We start from the raw sequence: 18,657 nt of genomic DNA, 5'->3' as shown, positions 1-18,657 counted from the left end.
ACCACTCCCATTTGCCATGGCATCCGCTCCCCAGATCAAGATTCCCGCCGTCTACATGCGCGGCGGCACCAGCAAGGGCGTGTTCTTCCGCCTGCAAGACCTGCCCGCGGCGGCGCGGCAGCCCGGGCCGGCGCGCGACGCGCTGCTGCTGCGCGTGATCGGCAGCCCCGACCCCTACGCCAAGCAGATCGACGGCATGGGTGCGGCCACCTCCTCCACATCGAAGACCGTGATCCTGTCGCGCTCCACGCGGCCGGACCACGACGTCGACTACCTGTTCGGCCAGGTCTCCATCGACAGCGCCTTCGTCGACTGGTCGGGCAACTGCGGCAACCTGTCGGCGGCGGTCGGGCCGTTCGCAATTGCGCAGGGCCTGATCGATCGGGCGCGCGTACCGCAGAACGGCACGTGCACCGTGCGCATCTGGCAGGCCAATATCGGCAAGACCATCGTCGCCCACGTGCCGATCGCCCGAGGCGAGGTTCAGGAAACCGGCGACTTCGAACTCGACGGCGTGACCTTTCCGGCCGCCGAGGTGCCGCTGGAATTCATCGACCCGGCCGACGAGGGCGACGGCGAAGGCGGCGGCGCGATGTTCCCGACCGGCAAGGTGGTCGAGGAGCTCGAAGTGCCCGGCGTGGGCACTTTGCGCGCCACGCTGATCAACGCGGGCATTCCGACCATCTTCGTCAACGCAGGCGACATCGGCTACACCGGCACCGAGTTGCAGGACGCGATCAACAGCGATGCGAAGGCACTGGCAATGTTCGAGACGATCCGCGCGCATGGCGCGGTGAAGATGGGCCTCATCAAGGACATCGGTGAAGCCGCCAAGCGCCAGCACACGCCCAAGGTGGCCTTCGTCGCAACGCCCAGGGACTACACGGCCTCCAGCGGCAAGGCAGTGAAGGCGGCGGACGTGGACCTGCTCGTGCGTGCGCTGTCGATGGGCAAGCTGCACCACGCCATGATGGGCACGGCCGCGGTCGCCATCGGCACCGCAGCGGCGATCCCCGGCACGCTGGTGAACCTCGCGGCCGGCGGTGGCGAGCGCCAGGCAGTGCGCTTCGGCCACCCATCGGGCACGCTGCGCGTCGGCGCCGAGGCCCGCAAGGTCGATGGCGAATGGGTGGTGACCAAGGCCCTGATGAGCCGAAGCGCCCGCGTGTTGATGGAAGGCTGGGTGCGCGTGCCTGGCGACAGTTTCTGATCGACACGCCGGAGTGGGACGCGCTGGAAAGGCGCTACACCTGACGCGCCAGCTCGACAAAGGCCTTCAGGTAATCGACGTCGGTGTCCGCCTCCCGCGCGCCAAGAAAGATCTGCTTGGCGATGCCGCGCGAGCCCAGCCGGACCGGGACGATTTCCATCTTCTCCGCGTACTCCTCCACCAGCCAGCGAGGCAGCGCGGCCACGCCACGGCCGCTCGCCACCATCTGCAACATGATGTCCGTTGTCTCGATCGCCTTGTGGCGCTTGGGCGTCACGCCCGCGGGCATCAGGAACATGTTGTAGATGTCCAGCCGGTCCGTCGCAACCGGGTAGGTGACGAGAACCTCCTCGGTCAGTTGCGCGGGCTTGACGTAGGGCACGTTCGCCAGGCGGTGGCCGCGCGCGACCGCGAGCACCTGTTCGTAGTCGAACACGGGCTCGTAGTGCAGGCCTGGCTTGTAGAGCGGATCGGGAGTCACCAGCAGGTCGATCTCGTAGCCGAAGAGCGCGCCGATGCCGCCGAACTGGAATTTCTGCTTCACGTCGACGTCCACGTCGGGCCATGACGCCAGGTACGGCGACACCACCTTCAGCAGCCACTGGTAGCAGGGATGGCATTCCATGCCGATGCGCAGCGACCCGCGCTCGCCCTGGGCGAACTGGCGCAGTCGCTCCTCCGCCAGCGTGAGCTGCGGCAGCACCCGGTTCGCTACCGCCAGCAGGTACTGGCCCGCCTGGGTCAGCCGCAGACTGCGCCCTTCGCGCTGCCAGATCTCCGTTCCGAGCTGGATCTCGAGCTTGCGGATGGAATGGCTCAAGGCCGACTGCGTCAGGTGCAGCACCTCGGCAGCGGCCGTGAGCGAGCCTTGCTTGTCCACTTCCTGGACGATGGCCAGATGCGTGCGCTCCAACATGACTAATGAGCAGTATTCATGGATACGTGAAATAAGACCATTTTACTTCAAGAGTCGTCAAACCTAGGATCCACCCTTTCTCTGACTGCCCGGACGCTCCGATACCCATGACCACCACCCACAACCTTGGCTTTCCCCGCATCGGCGCCAGGCGCGAACTGAAGTTCGCGCTCGAGTCGTACTGGAAGGGGGAGTCCTCGCGCGACGCGCTCAAGGCCCTCGGCGCCGAGTTGCGCCAACGCCACTGGCAAGACCAGGCCGGAATCGACCTGGTGCCGGTGGGCGATTTCGCGTTCTACGACCAGGTGCTGGACATGAGCTTCACGCTCGGCAACCTGCCCGAGCGCGTGCGCGGCTTTCACGGCGACACCCTGGACAACTACTTCCGCGTGGCGCGCGGCCGCTCGGCGCAGTCCGCCGAAGACCACGCGGGCTGCTGCGGCGGCGTGGCCGCGGGCGAGATGACGAAGTGGTTCGACACCAACTACCACTACATCGTCCCCGAGTTCACGTCGGCAACCGAGTTCAAGCTCGACGCATCGCGCATCCTGGAGCAGCTCGCCGAAGCCAAGGCGCAGGGCGTGAAGGCCAAGCCCGTGCTGGTCGGCCCCGTGACGTACCTGTCCATCGGAAAGGCCAAGGACGACTCCGACAAGCTCGCGCTGCTGCCGCGCCTGCTGCCGGTGTACGCGGAACTGCTCGACGCGCTGGCAGCCCAGGGCGTCGAGTGGGTGCAGATCGACGAGCCCCTGCTCGTCACCGAGCTGGATGCCGACTGGCAGCATGCCTTCAACACGGCCTACCACCATCTCAAGGCCGCCAAGGTCAAGATCCTGCTCGCGACCTATTTCGGCCAGCTGCAGGAGAACAAGTACCTGGCCGCCAATCTTCCGGTGGCGGGCCTGCACGTCGACGCCATCAACGGCCGCGACGACGTGGTGCCTCTGCTGAGCATGCTGCCCGCGCACAAGGTGCTGTCGCTCGGGGTCATCAACGGCCGCAACATCTGGAAGAGCGACCTGGCCGCCATCCTCGACTGGCTCGAGCCACTGGCGCAGCGCCTGGGCGAGCGCCTCTGGATCGCACCGTCGTGCTCGCTACTGCACGTGCCGGTGGATCTGGCCAGCGAGCAGAAGCTCGATGCCGAGGTCAAGTGGTGGCTCGCCTACGCACTCCAGAAGCTCGAGGAGCTGAGAGTGCTGGCCACCGCCCTGCGCCACGGCCGCGATGCCGTGAAGGATGAGCTGGCAGCCAATCAGGCCGCCATCTCCGCCCGCCGCAACTCGCCGCGCGTGAACAACCCCGGCGTCAAGGCCGCCATCGCCAGGCTGAACGCGGCCTTGGGCCAGCGCAAGAGCGTCTACGCCCAGCGCGCGCCCAAGCAAGCCGCCCTGCTGAAGCTGCCGGCCTACCCGACCACCACCATCGGCTCATTCCCGCAGACTGCGGAAATCCGCCATGCGCGCAGTGAGTTCAAGGCGGGTCGCCTCGATGCAGCAGGCTACAAGGCCGCGATGCAGGCCGAAATCGGCCGCAGCGTGAAGGAACAGGAAGTCCTTGGCCTGGACGTGCTGGTGCACGGCGAAGCCGAACGCAACGACATGGTCGAGTACTTCGGCGAGCAACTCGACGGCTACGCCTTCAGCCAGTTCGGCTGGGTGCAGTCGTACGGTTCGCGCTGCGTGAAGCCGCCGATCTTGTTCGGCGACATCAGCCGTCCGAAGGCGATGACCGTGGAGTGGATCAAGTACGCGCAGTCGCTCACGCAAAAGCCGATGAAGGGCATGCTGACCGGTCCGGTCACCATCCTGAACTGGTCTTTCGTCCGTGACGACCAGCCGCGCTCAGTGTCGTGCCACCAGCTTGCGCTGGCCATACGCGAAGAAGTGCTCGACCTGGAGAAAGCCGGCGTGCGCGTGATCCAGATCGACGAGGCGGCGCTGCGCGAAGGTCTTCCGCTGCGCAAGTCGCAGTGGCAGGAGTACCTGGACTGGGCTGTCGAGTCCTTCCGCATCACGGCCAACGGCGTGCGCGACGAGACGCAGATCCACACGCACATGTGCTACTCGGAGTTCAACGACATCATCGCGTCGATCGCCGACATGGATGCCGACGTCATCACCATCGAGACCTCGCGTTCGGACATGGAGCTGCTCGATGCCTTCGACAACTTCAAGTACCCCAACGAGATCGGCCCGGGCGTGTACGACATCCACTCGCCGAACATTCCGAGCCAGGAGCACATCGTGCAACTGATGAGGAAGGCGGCCGAGCGCGTTCCCGCCGAACGCCTGTGGGTCAACCCCGACTGCGGCCTGAAGACGCGCCAGTGGGCTGAAGTGGTGCCGGCGCTGACCAACATGGTGGCAGCCGCCAAGACACTGCGCGCATTGGCCTGAGCTCAGCGCGGACTCCACCGGCCCCTTCTAGGGATGCCAGGTGGAGACCACCGCCGGAGTCTGCGCAGTGGGCCGGCCGGCCAGTGCGTAGGAGAGTTCGTTCGCGGCCTTCATGATCGTCTTCGCGTGGCCGAGCAGCTTTGCCTTGGGCAACCGGTCCGCGGGGCCCGAGATGCACACCGACCCCAGCAGCGCCCAGCGCAGGCCGAAGACCGGCGCCGACACGGTCGCCACGTTCTTCTCGCGCTCGCCGATGGAGAAGTGATAGCCCTTCTTGCGGATGTCTTCGTACAGCTTTCCAGGCTCGCCGGAGAACGCAAGAATCACCCGCCCCGGTGACCCTTTTTCCAGCGGCAGCATCGCGCCCATGCGTGCGTGGTGCCGGATGGGCTGCGGCCCTTCCACGCGCGCCAGGCAAGTCCTGGAATTTCCTTCGCGCACATAGAACGCTGCGCTCTCGCCCGTTGCATGCGACAGGGCAAGCAGCATCGGCTCCACGACATTGTTGGCATCGAAGCTGGCTTGGTAGCGGGCTCCGAGCCAGCCTGCCGCAGGTCCCAGTCGCCATTCGCCGTCGTCGCGCTGCACCACGTAGCCGGCAAGCGCCAACGTGCGCAGCAGCCGCAGCGCGGTTGTCTTGTGCATGTGGCTGCGGCGGGTCAGCTCGGCCAGCGAGAGGCGCTCGTCCTGCATGCCGAAGGCATCGAGCAGCTGCAGGGCGCGGGTGACGGCGGTCACGCCGCCCGTGGCGCCCGCGTCCACTTCACGCGGCTCTTCGATGACTTCGGTCGGCCTCTTGGCTGCCCGCAATTTGTTTCGCACAGTGGTCCATGGTCCGTTCAGTGGACCACCATTGTATGGAGCGGAACGCAAATCTAAAGTCGCTTCATGCCTCGGAGCACCACCGCTCGCAGGCACTGATTGATCGAACGATTCCGGAGACAAGACAAATGCGTACCTCGAGCCCCAGCTCCATTCCTCGCCGCGCGGCCATCGGCCTCGCCCTTCTACTTTCTTGTGGCGTGACGCTGGCGCAAGGCTATCCGGCGCGACCCATCCGCCTCGTCGTGCCGTTCCCACCGGGCGGCGGCACGGACATCATTGCCCGCGAGGTGGCAAACAAGGTCGCGAACTCGGAGGGCTGGACCATCGTCATCGACAACAAGCCCGGCTCCGGCGGCAACATCGGCGTCGACGCGGCAGCCAAGGCCAACCCCGACGGCTACACGCTGGTGCTGGGACAGACCAGCAACCTCGCGATCAATCCGACGCTCTACGCCAAGCTGCCCTACGACCCGGTGAAGGACCTCGCAGCTGTGGGCCTCGTCGCCTCCGCACCGCTGGTGCTGGTGGTCTCGGCCGCGTCGCCCTACAAGAAGCTCGCGGACGTGGTCGCCGCCGCAAAGGCCAAGCCCACCGCACTCAACTACGCGAGCTCGGGCAACGGCACGGTGGCCCATCTCGCCACCGAGCAGTTCCAGAAGGCCGCGGGCGTGCAGTTCACGCACGTTCCCTACAAGGGCGCATCGCAAGGCCTGACCGACCTGGTCGGCGGCCAGATCCAGATGTACATCTCGTCCGTGCCGACCCTGATCGCGCAGATCAAGAGCGGCCAGTTGCGCGCGCTGGCCGTGACCTCTCTGCAACGCAACCGCGACTTGCCTGACGTGCCGACCATGGCCGAGTCGGGCTACAAGGATTTCGAGGCCGTTACATGGTTCGGCGTGGCAGGCCCCGCGGCCATGCCGAAGGATGCGGTCACCAAGCTCAACGCAGCTTTCAACAAGGCGCTCGCCACGCCCGAGGTGCAGAAGAAGCTCGCGGCACAAGGGGCAGAGGTGATGTCCGGCTCGCCCGAGAAGTTCGCATCGCTGATTCGCACGGACGGTGTTCGCTGGGGCGCCGTCGTCAAGGTTTCGGGCATCAAGCTGGATTGAGCGCCCTTCTTCATCCCATCACTTCTGAAAGCACTCCCATGTCATCGCCCCTCCCCGACATCGTCCGCAACTTCGAGCGCGTGCCCGCGCACATCGTGGCGCAGGCTGCCGAATTCCAGCCGGCCATCCTGGCCGACGTGGCCGGGCGCCGCGGCGCGGTGGACGGCCGCATCAAGGCACTGCGCCCCCGCATGAAGCTGGCCGGCACCGCGATCACCGTAGAAGTTCGCCCCGGCGACAACCTGATGATCCATGCCGCCATTGCCATGGCGAAGCCCGGCGACGTGCTCGTGATCGACGGCAAGGGCGACCAGACCTCCGCGCTCATGGGCACGATCATGATGACCGCCTGCAAGCAGGTCGGCATTGCCGGCGTGGTCATCGACGGGGCCTGCCGCGACAGCAACGAGATAGACGAGATGGACTTCCCTGTCTTTTCCGTCGGCACCAACCCGAACGGGCCGACCAAGAACATCGGCGGGCGCATCGGGCATCCGGTGTCGATCGGCGGCGTAACGGTGCATCCGGGCGACTTCATCGTCGGCGACGGCGACGGCGTGGTCGTGGTGGAGCGCGAGAAGATCGAATCGCTGCTGCCTCTCGCCGCGAAGAAGGTGAAGGACGAGGCCGCACGCATCGCCGCCATCAAGGACGGGGACACCGCCGCCAAGTGGCTCGATGCAGCCCTGCGCACGGCCGGTGTGCTGAAGGAGGGCGAGACGCTGTGACAGCCATCCTGGTGACGGGCGCCGACCTCGCGCCACAGGCACTCGACCTCCTCGAGGGATACGAAGTCATCTACGCGGGCAAGACACCGACCGAAGACGACCTCGTGGCCCTGTGCCGCGCGCATGACCCGGTGGCCATCATCGTGCGCTACGGCAAGGTGGGCCCGGCGGTCATGGACGCAGCCCCTGCGCTCAAGGTGATCTCCAAGCACGGCAGCGGCACGGACACCATCGACAAGGCGGCCGCACAGGCACGCGGCATCGAGGTCGTCGCGGCCGTGGGCGCCAATGCAGCAGCGGTGGCCGAGCAGGCGCTCGCGCTGCTCCTGGCCTGCGCCAAGTCGGTGGTGGCGCTCGATGCGCGCATGCATGCCGGCCACTGGGACAAGGCAACGCACAAGAGCCTCGAACTCGGCGGCCGCACCATCGGCCTCATCGGGCTCGGCGCCATCGGGCTTCGCTTTGCGCGCATGGCCGATGCGCTCGGCATGCGCGTGCTTGGGTTCGATCCGTACGCCAGGAATCTTCCGGCGTACGTACAAGCCGTGGACCTGGCGACCATCTGGGCCGAGTCCGATGCCATTTCGCTGCACTGCCCGTTGACGGACGACAACCGCGGGCTACTCAACGCCGAGACGCTGGCACGATGCAAGCGCGGCGTGATCGTCATCAACACGGCACGCGGTGGCCTGATCGAAGAGGCCGCGCTGCTGGCGGCGGTCCGCTCGGGCCAGGTGGCCATGGCCGGGCTGGACAGCTTCGCGGTCGAGCCGATGGCACCCGGCCATCCGTTCCAGGGCGAAAGGAACATCGTGCTGAGCCCGCACATCGGCGGCGTCACCAGCGATGCCTACGTGAACATGGGCGTGGGCGCAGCGAAGAATCTGCTGCAGGTGCTCGCCCGCCAGACGACGAGCGTCTGAGGCGCAGCCGCAAGGCGGCACCATCCGGACCAGGACAAGGAGACAAAAAAATGAACAGAGGCAAGAACGCCCGCCGGGCGGTGGCCGTGCTCGGGCTGTCGGCCACGCTGGCGGCAGTAGCAACGGCGCATGCACAGACCTGGCCAGCCAAGCCGGTGCGCATCCTCGTCGGCTTTTCCGCAGGCGGCCCCACCGACGTGGTGGCGCGCGCCTTTGCCGACCATGCATCGCGCGCCCTGGGCCAGCCCTTCATCGTGGACAACAAGCCCGGCGCCAACACGATCCTCGCGGCAGAAGCAGTCGCTGCCGCGCCGGCCGACGGCTACACGCTGCTGCTGGGCGCAACGAATCACACGATGATCCCGGCGCTCTACAGCCAGCGGGTCAAGTTCGACGCCGTGCGGTCGTTCGCCCCGGTGTGCTCGCTCGCCGTGAGCCCGACGGTGCTGGTCGTAGGGCCGTCAATGCCCGTCAAGTCGTTCGGCGCGTTCCTGCGGGCGGTCAAGGCCGAGCCGGGCAAGCGCACCTATGCCACGCCGGGCTCGGGCAGCTCGGGGCACTTCGCGAGCGCGCAATTCACGCGGCTGACAGGCACGTCGATGAACCACATCCCGTACAAGGGCGCGGCGCAGGCGACGACCGATCTCATGGGAGGCCAGGTCGACAGCTCTTTCGCTACGCTGGGCTCGGTGCTCGCCCAGGTGCAGTCGGGCAAGCTGACGGCCCTGGCCGTGGCGGCGCCGAAGCGCTCGGCACTGCTGCCGGACGTGCCGACTTTCGAGGAGGTGGGCGTCAAGGGCTACACGGCCGACGCCTGGTACGGCCTGCTGGCACCCGCAAAGACGCCGCCGGAAGTCCTGGCCGTGCTGCGCCGCGCAGCCAACGAGTTTGCGCAAGCGCCGGCCACGCAGGAGAAGCTGCGTTCGCTCGGCATGGAAGCGCAGAACACCTGCGCCGATGCCTTCGGCGCGCAGCTGGCGCGCGAGGTCAAGCTCTATGGCGAGTTGGCCCGAACGCTCGATCTCAAGACCGAATGAACGCACACCCCAAGGAACCCATGATGAAAGCCATCCGACGCATGCTCGCCGCGTGCCTCTTCGCTGCAGCCGCTTCCGCCCAGGCCGCCTTTCCGGACCGCCCCATCACGCTCGTCGTGCCGTATGCGCCGGGCGGCTCCGCGGACGCGCTGGCGCGCGTGCTGGCGGTGCGCATGGGCGAGAAGCTGGGCACCAGCGTGATCGTCGACAACAGGCCTGGCGCCAGCGGAACCATCGGTGCGAGCTTTGCGGCCAAGGCCGCGCCCGACGGCTACACGGTGCTCTACGACGCGACGCCCTACTCGATCAATCCGCATCTCTTTCCCCGCATGCCATACGCCGGCAATGCCCTGCAGCCGCTGGCGCTCGTCTCGCTGGCGCCCAACATCGTGATCGTCCGCGCGGAGTCGCCGGTGAAGAGCATCAAGGACCTCGCGGACAGAGCGAAGGCCGAACCCGGAAAGCTCAACTTCGCATCGGGCGGAAGCGGCACCGTGCAGCGGCTTGCGGCGGAATTGCTGCGCCAGCGGCTCGGGCTCGACATGGTGCATGTCGGCTACAAGAGCGGCGGCCCCGCCATCTCCGATGTCATGGGCGGACAGGTCGACTTCATGTTCAGCACCATCGCGGCGTCGTATCCGCTCGTGTCCTCGGGCAAGCTGCGCGCGCTGGCGGTGTCGTCGCCGCAGCGCTCCGCACGCCTGCCCGATGTGCCGACCATCGCCGAGACCGTTGCGCCCGGCTACGAGGCCTACGAGTGGAACGGCCTGCTCCTGCCGGCCGGCACGCCCGCGCCCATCGCCGACAAGCTCCACAAGGCGGTGGTCGATGTCCTGAAGAATGACGAAGTGAAGCGGCGCTTCGTGGACGTTGGCGTGCAGCCGGTCGGCTCGACGCCATCCGAGTTCGCCGACTTCCTGAAGAAGGAAGATGCGAAATGGGCGGAAGTGATCCGCAAGGGCAACATCAAGCTCGACTGAAGACAGCCATGGACCACACCTCTGACGCGCAGCCGGTTCCCCATTCGGTGGGGACGAACCGGCCCGCGACTGCACTGCCTGCCGACGCCTGCGACAGCCACATGCACATCTTCGACCCGCGCTTCGCCGCGTCGCCGCACTGGAAGCGCCAGCCGCCGCGGGCCGAGGTGGCAGCCTATCGGCTTTTGCAGCAGCGGCTAGGAACTTCGCGCACGGTGGTCGTCAATCCCTCGACCTACGGCACGGACAACGCCTGCACGCTCGACGCACTCGCGCAACTGGGCGAGCGCGCGCGCGGCATCGCAGTCGTCGGCCAGGACGTGGCCGACGACGAGCTCGACCGCCTGGCGGCGCTTCGTGTCTGCGGCTTGCGCGTGAACTTCGTGACGCCGCAGTCCTGGGGCGTCACCACGGCGCAGATGCTGACGACGCTGGCGCGAAAGGTGGCCCGGCTGGGTTGGCACATCCAGGTCTTCCTGCAGCCCGAACAACTGGTGGAACTCGCGCCGATATTGGCGGCACTCCCGGTGCCGCTGGTGATAGACCACATGGCCCGCATCGACCCGGCCGACGGTGTCGACGGCGCGGCATTTGCGGTGGCGCGCCGGCTGCTCGACGGTGGCAACACGTGGATGAAGCTGTCGGGCGTCTACATGCGATCGCGCGACGGGGCGCCCGCCTACCAGGATGCCTTCGCGCTGGGCCGTGCGCTGGTCAAGGCAGCACCGGAACGGCTGGTCTGGGGCAGCGACTGGCCTCACACCACGGAGACTCCAGGCACCGTCAACGATGCCGACCTGGCCGACGTACTCTTTGCGTGGTGCGACGGCGCCACCGCCGTGCGCGACCGTATCCTGGTCGACAACCCGGCGAGGCTCTATGGCTTCGCGATGACCTGATCGCAGAGGAGACCGACTTGTACCTATTGCAAGCGCCCCAGGTGCTGGACCTGCAGACCTTCACCAGCATGCCCGAGTCCTTCCGCCGCCCGGAGCCCAGCGTCTGGGCCGATGCCAACCGCGGCGGCCAGGTGACCGATTCCTTTCTCGAAGGCCCTGTGTTCGACGACGACGGCAACCTCTACGTCACGGACATCCCTTTCGGCCGGATCTTCCGCATAGACACATCGGGCGAATGGACGCTGGTCGCCGAGTACGACGGCGAGCCGAACGGCATGAAGTTCGTCGACGCACACACCCTGCTCGTCACCGACTACAAGAACGGACTGATGCGGGTGGATGTGCGAACCGGCCGCGTCACGCCACACCTTCAGCGGCGCAACACCGAGAGCTTCAAGGGCGTGAACGACCTGGTGCTCGATGCGCAGGGCAACGTCTACTTCACGGACCAGGGCCAGAGCGGGTTGCACGACCCCTCGGGCCGCCTGTATCGCCTGAGGCCCGACGGGCAGCTCGACCTGCTGCTGTCCAACGTGCCCAGCCCGAATGGCGCGGCCCTCTCGCCGGACGGCAAGGTGCTCTATCTCGCGGTGACGCGCGGCAACTGTGTCTGGCGCGTGCCGTTGCTGGCCGACGGGAGCGTTGCCAAGGTGAGCCAGTTCTTCACGTCCTACGGGCCCAGCGGTCCCGACGGGCTTGCGGTCGACACGCAGGGTCGGGTGCTGGTGGCCAATCCCGGCCTGGGCTATGTCTGGGTGCTCAACACGCGCGCCGAACCCGTCATGGTGCTGCGCGGGCCCACCGGCGCCTCGACGACGAACATCGCCTTCGGTGGCGCTGGCAGGTCGACCTTGTTCGTCACCGACTCCACGCACGGCAACGTGCTGAAGCTGGCGCTCGACGCTCCCGGCGTGGAACTTCATCGCTGGTCGTCCTAGCCCCCCAAAGCCCTTCCTGCAGGCTCGCAAGCGTCGATGGGCCGGTCTTTTTTCGATTTGTTTCAAAAAAGGCCTTTACCTCCCGAAGGAAACTTTTCCCGGTCTTTTGCACACCTACCACGCATTGTTTGCAAAACCCAACACCGAGGAACACTCCATGCGTCTCACGACGAAGGGCGGCTTCGCCTTGACGGCCATGATCGATGTCGCCATGCGCGAACGGGATGGCCCCGTACCGTTGGCGTCGATCAGCCGACGACAGCACATTGCCCGCTCGTCGCTCGAACTGCTGTTCAGCAAGCTGCGCCAGCATGCGCTGATCAAGGCAACGCGCGGACCGGGCGGCGGCTACACGCTGACGCGCAGGGCGTCCGAAATCACCGTGGCGGACATCCTCGCTTCGGTCGATGGCCAGCCACTGGCCGACACCGAAGCCTCGCCGAACAAGGAAGACGCCGGCGGCAGCAGCAAGGGCTGCTACTCGACCGATGCGCTGTGGGCCTCCGCCAAGCACCATGTCATGGAATTCCTGGGCTCCGTCACGCTGCAGAGCCTGGTCGAAGACCAGCTGGCCAAGGGCGTGCGCGTCGAGCACGAGCCCCCGAAGAAGAAAGAAGCCCTACCGAGCCCCGCAACCCTGCCGATGCGCGTGAACGCGCCGAACTCGGTGTTCGCGTGGAACGGCGTGTTCGCCAAGCGCTGAAGACGAAGCAGGCTTTACATGGCTGACTGACCTGAAACGCAAGGCGCATTACGGGTTTTGAAAACTCGTACGGCAAGGGATCGATGCTTCCGGAAAACGCCGGAGGCCCTTGCCGGAGATCGCCTTGGTTTCTCTTTCTGCACGCCCACGCGCGGCCTGTGTCCGCCTGTCCGACATCGCTTTCACGCTGCTTGCCATCCTTGCGATCGGTGCGCTGGTCCCCGCCTGCGGAGGCGACAGGGGCAGCAGCAATAGCCACAGCAGCAGTGCCCCGACCCGTCCGGCGGCGTCCGCGAAAGCGCCCGACGACGCACCCCGCGACTGCACCGTCACCCTGGAGGGCGACTCGATCCTCTATGGCGCCTACAACAACAACCAGCGCTTCGACGAGCCGCCCGCGGCGATGCTCAAGCGCATGCGGCCGGCCTACACGGTGCTCGACAACAGCGTGGCGGGGTCGACGGCCGCCCAGCGCGCGCCCGCCTTCTCCAGCACGCCGCTGACCACGCATTTCGTGGTGCTGCAACACGGCATCAACGACGGGCAGTTCGGCCAGCCCTACGAGCCGGCACTGCGCCGCATGGTGGCGCACGTGCAGGCCCAGGGGCGCACGCCGGTCGTCACCGGCCTCAGCCGCCAGACGCACCCCGCCCCGGGCAGGGACGCAGCCGACAACATCGCCCGGCGCGTGGCCGGCGAGACCGGCGCGCTGTTTGCCGACTGGGGTGCCGTGTCCTTCAAGCCCGCCGAGATGGCGGACGTGCTGCACCCAGCCCCGGCCTACAGCGAGCGGCTGGTCGGGCGCATCGTGGCCTTGCTCGACCAGGCCGCGCCCGAGTGCAGGTACTGACACCCGCAACTTTTTTCGATACGCCATTACGGGTTTTGGCGGCTCCGTTCGGCAAGGAAGTGCATTCACCTGAGACCGAAAGAGGAGCCGCCTCGCCATGCTTCAGAGCACTTTCCGCACGCCACCGTCATCGCCCGAATCGTCCCCGTCGCCCCGCCAGGAGGCTGCCCGATGAGCGCAAGCAGCCTTTGCGTCGTCGCGACCGCCTTCTTCGCGCTCGGCGTCGTCTGGTTCACGGGCAAGGCGCTCGGCGTGCGCGCCGCGGGCACGCCGCCGGCCCACATCGGCGCCCGGCCGGAGCCGGTCACCGCGCGCGAGCGCATCGACCTGCGACAGCCGCTGCGCGCGCTCGCCGTCACCCACGGGGCAACGCTGGCGCAACGCGGCATCGGGCTCGACCTGCGCCTGCCGGAAGACCCGCTGCCGGTGGCCGTGATCGCGGGCGACCTGCCCCAGCTCATGGCGCACATCGCCGACGCGGCGGCTGCCACCTTGCCGCAGGGCACGACGCTGCACGTGCTGGCGCGCGCCGAAGGGCACCAGGCGGTGATCAGCTGGCGCGAGGCCACCATCGACAGCGACAGCGACACCGACGCACCCCGCCTGTCGCACGCCTTCGAAACCAGCGCCAGCCGCGCGGCCACGCCCCGCATCCATGCCTGCCAGGCCATCGTGGCGCGGCACGGCGCGCGCATCTATACCGCGCCCTCTCCTCTTGGCGACGGCTGTCTCACGCTGCGGTTTCCGCTGTACGGCGACCGCGCGGTGCGTGCCCCGAAGGGGCTGCTGTGATGGCCGCCCCGTGGCTCTTCGTGCCGCCACCCACCCGCGCACGAACACGAGCGCGAGCCACCGTCGGCGCCCCCGGCTCCCTGCGCTCCTGGCTGGCCAGCGCGGGCTGCCTCGGTGCGGCGGCGGGCGGCCTTGCGCTGTCGATCGGTCTCGGGCGCTGCGAGGCTGGCAGCACCAGCGCCGCCAGCCTGTCCACGCTCGCGCCGATCATGCAGACCCGGGGCCATCCCCCGGCGGGATGCAGCCGCGGCAGTAAAGCTTTCACAAATGCCAACCCAGTGAGATAGATTCATGCCTGCAACGCTCGCTGCGTTCCCGAACGACTTCTCTTTCCCTTCCATGCCGGACCGTCCTCCCACGCGCAGTGTGGAAACCCTCTACGGCGACCACCACGGCTGGCTGCTCGGATGGCTGCGCCGCAAGCTCGGCCACGCGGGCGACGCCGCCGACCTCGCGCAGGACACCTTCGTGCGAGTGCTGGGCCGTCCGGGCGATGTGGAAGAGGTGCGCGAGCCGCGCGCCTGGCTCACCACCATCGCGCACGGCCTCGTGGTCGACCACGTGCGCCGCCGCACGCTGGAGCGCGCCTGCATGGAAGCCATCGCGGCCCTGCCGGAGCCCCAGGCGCCCTCGCCCGAGACGCAACTGCTGCTGGTCGAGGCGCTGGTGCGCATCGACACCATGCTCGACGGTCTCCCGCCCAAGGCGCGCAGCGCCTTCCTGCTCTCGCGGCTCGACGGCCTGGGCTATGCCGAGATCGCGCAGCGCCTGAACGTGAGCCTGAGCTCGGTCGAGAAATACATGGCAACTGCCATCCGCCACTGCCTGGCGCTGCGATGAAACCTGCATTCCCCACTTCTTCTCCTTCGTCCGGCGACGGCGGCAACGCCTCCGACCTGCTCGAACAGGCCATCGCCTGGGTCGTGCGGCTGGGCTCCGGTAGCGCGGACGAAACAACGCACAGCGCCTGCGACGCATGGCGCGCCGCGCACCCCGCGCACGAACAGGCCTGGCAGCAGGTGCAGGCCGTGGAAGACGCCTTCCGCCAGGTGCCGCGCATCGGCGGCAGTATGAGCGGCGGTATGAGCAGCGACATGGGCGACGCAGGCGGCGCGCTGGCCCACGGCGCGTTGCAGGCCGCGGCCCTGATGCGCGCACAACAGCAGCGGCAGCAGCAAAGCCGGCGCCGGGCACTGGGCGTGCTGGGCCTGGCTGTCACCGGCGGCGTCGTCGGCCTGTTCGTCTGGCGCGAAACGCCCTGGGAGCAACGCACGAACTACGCCACCGCCGTGGGCGAGCGCCAGCGCGTGACGCTGGCCGACGGCACCGAGCTGAACATCAACACCGGCTCCGAGGTGCAGGTGATCTTCTCGCCGCGCCAGCGGCGCATCGTGCTGAGCCGCGGCGAGCTTTTCGTGCGCACCGGCGCCGACAGCGGCGCGCCGCTGGGCCACCGCGCCTTCTGGGTCGAGACGCCGCATGCACGCTTCGAGGCACTCGGCACGCGCTTCGGCGTGCGCGAACAGAACGACCAGACGCGGCTGTCGCTCACCGAAGGCCGCGTGGCCATCCATACCGAAGGCGCGCCGCCGGTGGTCGCACAGGCCGGCGACGGCTACATCGTGCGCGGCGGCGCGGCACAGCCGCAGCGCATCGTGGACCGCAGCTTCGAGCCCGACGCATGGACCGACGGCGCGCTGGTGGCCCGGCAGATGCGCCTGGACGCCTTTGTCGCCGAACTGGCGCGCTACCACGGCACGCCGCTGCTGTGCGATGCGGACGTGGCCTCGCTGCGCGTGTCGGGCGTGTTCCAGCTCAACGGCCCCGACCCGGTCGGCCGCGCGCTCGAAGCGCTGGTTCGCACACTGCCTGTACGGCTCGAACATGGCACAGGAGGCACATTGACTGTTGCGCGACGTTGAGACGGCTTAATCCGGACCGCCCTCCCGGGTTCTGGCGGTTCCGGCCGGCAAGGCCCACCCTGCTTCCCGCGCTGCTGCTGGGCGTCGCGGCGGGATGGGCTGCGCCCGCAGGATCCGCACGTGCACAGGCGGAGGCCTCCGCAAGCGCCGGTTTCGATGTTCCGGCCGGCGCGCTCGAAGACGCGCTCAGCACCTTCGCGCGCCAGGCCGGCATCACGCTGTCTTTCGATCCGGCGCTGGTGCGCGGCAAGAACGCGGCCGCGCTGCAGGGCAGCCGCACGGTGCCCGAAGGCCTGGCCGAGCTGCTGTCGCCCCACCAGCTGGAAGCCGTGCCCGGCAGCAGCGGCGCCTATGCGGTGCGCCCGGCCGTGGCCACGGCGGCAGCGCCGGGCACCGGCAGCACGCTGCCCACACTCACCGTCACCGCACAGGGCGAGCGCGCTGACGGCCAGGTGCAGGGCTACGTGGCGCAGCGCAGCGCCACCGCCACACGCACCGACACGTCGCTGCTCGAAACGCCGCGCGCCGTCACCGTCGTCACTCGAGCGCAGATGGACGACCAGGCCGTGCACACCGTCGAGCAGTCGCTGCGCTATTCCGCCGGCGTGCTCACCGAGGTCAGCGGCTACGACCCGCGCTTCGCGTCGCTCACGGTGCGCGGCTTCACGCCCGCCGAATATCTCGACGGCTTCAAGCTACCCACCACCAGCCTCGTCACACGGTGGCTGGTCGAGCCGCAGGTGCTGGAGCGCGTCGAGCTGCTGAAAGGACCGGGCGCGGTCTACGACCCGTCGGCGCCGGGCGGGGCCATCAACATGGTGTCGAAGCGCCCTTCGGCGGAGGCGGTGCGCGAGGTGAGCCTTTCGGTGGGCAACCGCAACCGCTACCAGGGAAGCTTCGACCTTGGCGGCGCGATGAACGCCGACGGCAGCCTGCTCTTCAGGCTCAACGGCGTGCTGCGCAACAGCAACGGCCAGACCGACTTCTCGCGCGACGACCGCAACTTCATTGCCCCGTCGCTGACGTGGACGCCATCGCCGCGCACCAAGGTCACGCTGATGGCCGAGGCCACGCGCGACCGCATGACGCCCAAGAGCATCTGGCCCGAAGGCGCCCTCATCTCGCCCAACCCCAACGGCAGCATTCCGCGCGAGCGCTTCATCGGCGAGCCCGGCTTCGACCGCTACAACCGCGATGCGTTCTCGCTCACCTACCTGCTGGAGCACCAGCTGAACGACAACTGGACGCTGCGGCAGAACGCGCGCCACGCGACGCTCGACATCGACTACCGGCAGATCTACGGCACCGGCTTCGAGAGCGACCTGCGCACACTCGACCGCTCGGTGGTGCGGATGAAGGACAAGAGCCGCACCACCACGCTCGACACCCAGCTCGAGGGGCGCTTTCGCACCGGGCCGGTGGAGCACACGCTGCTGATGGGGCTGGAGTACCAGCGCCAGAGCAGCACCACGCAGACCAGCGTCGATCCGGCCTCCTCCATCGATGCCTTCGCACCGGTCTATGGCGCGCCCGTGCCCGAGCCCGCGTTCTCCGTTCAGTCGACCAACGGCATCACGCAGCGCGGACTCCATGTGCAGGACCAGATGCGCGCGGGGCCGTGGTCCCTCGGGCTGGCCGTGCGGCAGGACCGGGCGCACAACAGCGCCAGCCCGGGGCCGCAGGCGGCGGCGTCGTCCATCGGCCTCGACACCAACACCAAGACCACCTACAACGCGGGCCTGCTCTACCTTGCGCCGAACGGCCTGGCGCCCTACTTCAGCTACTCGACCTCGTTCACCCCGCTGCTGGGCACCATCGCCGGCGGCGACCTCCTGAAACCCGAGATCGGCCGGCAGTTCGAGGTGGGCCTGAAGTACCGCCCGCCGAACGTGGACGCACTGTTCACCGTGTCGGTCTTCGACCTGAAGAAGAACAACTCGCCCACGTTCACCCCGTATGTGCTCAACCCGGTTTCGCAGATCGGCGAGGTGCGCACGCGCGGCCCGGAATTCGAGGCGCGCGCCTCGCTGACCCGCCAACTCAAGCTGGTGGCCAGCTACACCCTGCTCGACGCAAAGATCACCCGCAGCCTGAACCCCGAAGAAGTGGGCAAGCAGCCGCTCAACACAGCGCGCCAGACCGCCGCGCTGTGGCTCGACTACCGCTTCGGCAGCCCCGAGCTGCAGGGCTGGAGCGTGGGCGGCGGCGTGCGCCGCGTCGGCAGGGTGCCGGCCAGCGTGGACAACAGCAGCTACAACCCGGCCTACACGCTGGTCGATGCGGCCATCCGCTACGAACGCGGCCCCTACAGCTTTGCGCTGAACGCCACCAACCTCTTCGACAAGAGCTACGTCGCGGGCTACGGCCAGTACTTCGGCCAGGGGCGCACGGTGCAGGCGAAGCTCACCTACCGCTGGTAGGCA

The 18,657-nt window shown here is 67.9% G+C and carries 17 protein-coding genes; 15 read left to right on the top strand and 2 right to left on the bottom strand.

Going from position 1 to position 18,657, the window contains the following annotated elements:
- Window positions 1-16 precede the first annotated feature (16 nt).
- The gene (prpF, locus tag BMW87_RS15005) at window positions 17-1,210 is read left to right on the top strand and encodes a 2-methylaconitate cis-trans isomerase PrpF (RefSeq protein ID WP_093077133.1); all 1,194 of its coding nucleotides are present in this window, start codon (window positions 17-19) and stop codon (window positions 1,208-1,210) included.
- Between the two features lie 34 nt (window positions 1,211-1,244).
- Here prpF and BMW87_RS15000 read toward each other — a convergent pair whose 3' ends face one another.
- A complete protein-coding gene (locus BMW87_RS15000; RefSeq protein ID WP_093058789.1) occupies window positions 1,245-2,126 on the bottom strand; it encodes a LysR family transcriptional regulator in 882 nt (293 codons plus the stop codon).
- 107 nt (window positions 2,127-2,233) lie between these two features.
- Here BMW87_RS15000 and metE point away from each other — a divergent pair, with 107 nt between their 5' ends.
- Complete coding sequence (metE, locus tag BMW87_RS14995; RefSeq protein WP_093077131.1) at window positions 2,234-4,525, top strand: 5-methyltetrahydropteroyltriglutamate--homocysteine S-methyltransferase; 2,292 nt, start codon at window positions 2,234-2,236, stop codon at window positions 4,523-4,525.
- Window positions 4,526-4,552: 27 nt separating this feature from the next.
- On the opposite strand, the gene BMW87_RS14990 is transcribed toward metE, so the two are convergent.
- Window positions 4,553-5,305 carry an IclR family transcriptional regulator gene (locus BMW87_RS14990; protein WP_093077188.1) on the bottom strand — a complete coding sequence of 251 codons (753 nt, stop codon included), beginning with the start codon at window positions 5,303-5,305 and terminating at the stop codon, window positions 4,553-4,555.
- Window positions 5,306-5,475: 170 nt separating this feature from the next.
- Between BMW87_RS14990 and BMW87_RS14985 the strand changes: the two genes are divergently transcribed.
- From BMW87_RS14985 to BMW87_RS14925, 13 genes are all read left to right on the top strand, one after another.
- Complete coding sequence (locus BMW87_RS14985; protein ID WP_093077130.1) at window positions 5,476-6,462, top strand: Bug family tripartite tricarboxylate transporter substrate binding protein; 987 nt, start codon at window positions 5,476-5,478, stop codon at window positions 6,460-6,462.
- Between the two features lie 38 nt (window positions 6,463-6,500).
- Complete coding sequence (locus BMW87_RS14980) at window positions 6,501-7,190, top strand: RraA family protein (protein WP_093058786.1); 690 nt, start codon at window positions 6,501-6,503, stop codon at window positions 7,188-7,190.
- A complete protein-coding gene (locus tag BMW87_RS14975) occupies window positions 7,187-8,113 on the top strand; it encodes an NAD(P)-dependent oxidoreductase (protein WP_093077128.1) in 927 nt (308 codons plus the stop codon). The genes BMW87_RS14980 and BMW87_RS14975 overlap by 4 nt, the downstream gene beginning before the upstream one ends.
- A gap of 50 nt (window positions 8,114-8,163) precedes the next feature.
- Entirely contained in the window at window positions 8,164-9,150 is a 987-nt protein-coding gene (locus BMW87_RS14970) for a Bug family tripartite tricarboxylate transporter substrate binding protein (RefSeq protein WP_093077127.1), read from the top strand.
- A 23-nt stretch (window positions 9,151-9,173) separates the two neighbouring features.
- Window positions 9,174-10,130 carry a tripartite tricarboxylate transporter substrate binding protein gene (locus tag BMW87_RS14965; protein ID WP_093077125.1) on the top strand — a complete coding sequence of 319 codons (957 nt, stop codon included), beginning with the start codon at window positions 9,174-9,176 and terminating at the stop codon, window positions 10,128-10,130.
- Window positions 10,131-10,138: 8 nt separating this feature from the next.
- The gene (locus BMW87_RS14960) at window positions 10,139-11,029 is read left to right on the top strand and encodes an amidohydrolase family protein (protein ID WP_093077124.1); all 891 of its coding nucleotides are present in this window, start codon (window positions 10,139-10,141) and stop codon (window positions 11,027-11,029) included.
- Window positions 11,030-11,046: 17 nt separating this feature from the next.
- Window positions 11,047-11,967, top strand: a complete 921-nt coding sequence (locus tag BMW87_RS14955) for an SMP-30/gluconolactonase/LRE family protein (RefSeq protein ID WP_093077122.1) — start codon at window positions 11,047-11,049, stop codon at window positions 11,965-11,967.
- Between the two features lie 157 nt (window positions 11,968-12,124).
- Window positions 12,125-12,670 (top strand): Rrf2 family transcriptional regulator, encoded by a 546-nt coding sequence (locus tag BMW87_RS14950; protein ID WP_093077121.1) that lies wholly within the window; start codon window positions 12,125-12,127, stop codon window positions 12,668-12,670.
- A gap of 124 nt (window positions 12,671-12,794) precedes the next feature.
- On the top strand, window positions 12,795-13,520 hold the full coding sequence (locus BMW87_RS14945; RefSeq protein WP_177192773.1) for a GDSL-type esterase/lipase family protein: 726 nt from the start codon (window positions 12,795-12,797) through the stop codon (window positions 13,518-13,520).
- Window positions 13,521-13,691: 171 nt separating this feature from the next.
- On the top strand, window positions 13,692-14,312 hold the full coding sequence (locus tag BMW87_RS14940; protein ID WP_093077118.1) for a sensor histidine kinase: 621 nt from the start codon (window positions 13,692-13,694) through the stop codon (window positions 14,310-14,312).
- Between the two features lie 339 nt (window positions 14,313-14,651).
- Window positions 14,652-15,152 (top strand): sigma-70 family RNA polymerase sigma factor, encoded by a 501-nt coding sequence (locus BMW87_RS14935; protein ID WP_093058818.1) that lies wholly within the window; start codon window positions 14,652-14,654, stop codon window positions 15,150-15,152.
- Window positions 15,149-16,234, top strand: coding sequence for a FecR family protein (locus tag BMW87_RS14930; protein ID WP_093077116.1), 1,086 nt, complete (start codon window positions 15,149-15,151; stop codon window positions 16,232-16,234). The genes BMW87_RS14935 and BMW87_RS14930 overlap by 4 nt, the downstream gene beginning before the upstream one ends.
- The gene (locus BMW87_RS14925; protein ID WP_093077115.1) at window positions 16,231-18,654 is read left to right on the top strand and encodes a TonB-dependent siderophore receptor; all 2,424 of its coding nucleotides are present in this window, start codon (window positions 16,231-16,233) and stop codon (window positions 18,652-18,654) included. Before BMW87_RS14930 ends, BMW87_RS14925 begins: the two co-directional genes overlap by 4 nt.
- Window positions 18,655-18,657 lie beyond the last annotated feature (3 nt).

Origin of the sequence: Variovorax sp. OV084 (assembly GCF_900111625.1) — a bacterium.
Taxonomy (GTDB): domain Bacteria; phylum Pseudomonadota; class Gammaproteobacteria; order Burkholderiales; family Burkholderiaceae_C; genus Variovorax.
The sequence above is the reverse complement of the archived record's forward strand: the minus strand, read 5'-3'. Positions and strand labels throughout refer to the sequence as shown.

Coding starts and splice junctions, on each gene's coding strand:
- metE (WP_093077131.1), top strand. CDS start 2,234: ATGACCACCACCCACAACCTTGGCTTTCCCCGCATCGGCGCCAGGCGC.
- BMW87_RS14950 (WP_093077121.1), top strand. CDS start 12,125: ATGCGTCTCACGACGAAGGGCGGCTTCGCCTTGACGGCCATGATCGAT.
- BMW87_RS14960 (WP_093077124.1), top strand. CDS start 10,139: ATGGACCACACCTCTGACGCGCAGCCGGTTCCCCATTCGGTGGGGACG.
- BMW87_RS14985 (WP_093077130.1), top strand. CDS start 5,476: ATGCGTACCTCGAGCCCCAGCTCCATTCCTCGCCGCGCGGCCATCGGC.
- BMW87_RS14935 (WP_093058818.1), top strand. CDS start 14,652: ATGCCGGACCGTCCTCCCACGCGCAGTGTGGAAACCCTCTACGGCGAC.
- BMW87_RS14965 (WP_093077125.1), top strand. CDS start 9,174: ATGAAAGCCATCCGACGCATGCTCGCCGCGTGCCTCTTCGCTGCAGCC.
- BMW87_RS15000 (WP_093058789.1), bottom strand. CDS start 2,126: ATGTTGGAGCGCACGCATCTGGCCATCGTCCAGGAAGTGGACAAGCAA.
- BMW87_RS14980 (WP_093058786.1), top strand. CDS start 6,501: ATGTCATCGCCCCTCCCCGACATCGTCCGCAACTTCGAGCGCGTGCCC.
- BMW87_RS14970 (WP_093077127.1), top strand. CDS start 8,164: ATGAACAGAGGCAAGAACGCCCGCCGGGCGGTGGCCGTGCTCGGGCTG.
- prpF (WP_093077133.1), top strand. CDS start 17: ATGGCATCCGCTCCCCAGATCAAGATTCCCGCCGTCTACATGCGCGGC.
- BMW87_RS14940 (WP_093077118.1), top strand. CDS start 13,692: ATGAGCGCAAGCAGCCTTTGCGTCGTCGCGACCGCCTTCTTCGCGCTC.
- BMW87_RS14930 (WP_093077116.1), top strand. CDS start 15,149: ATGAAACCTGCATTCCCCACTTCTTCTCCTTCGTCCGGCGACGGCGGC.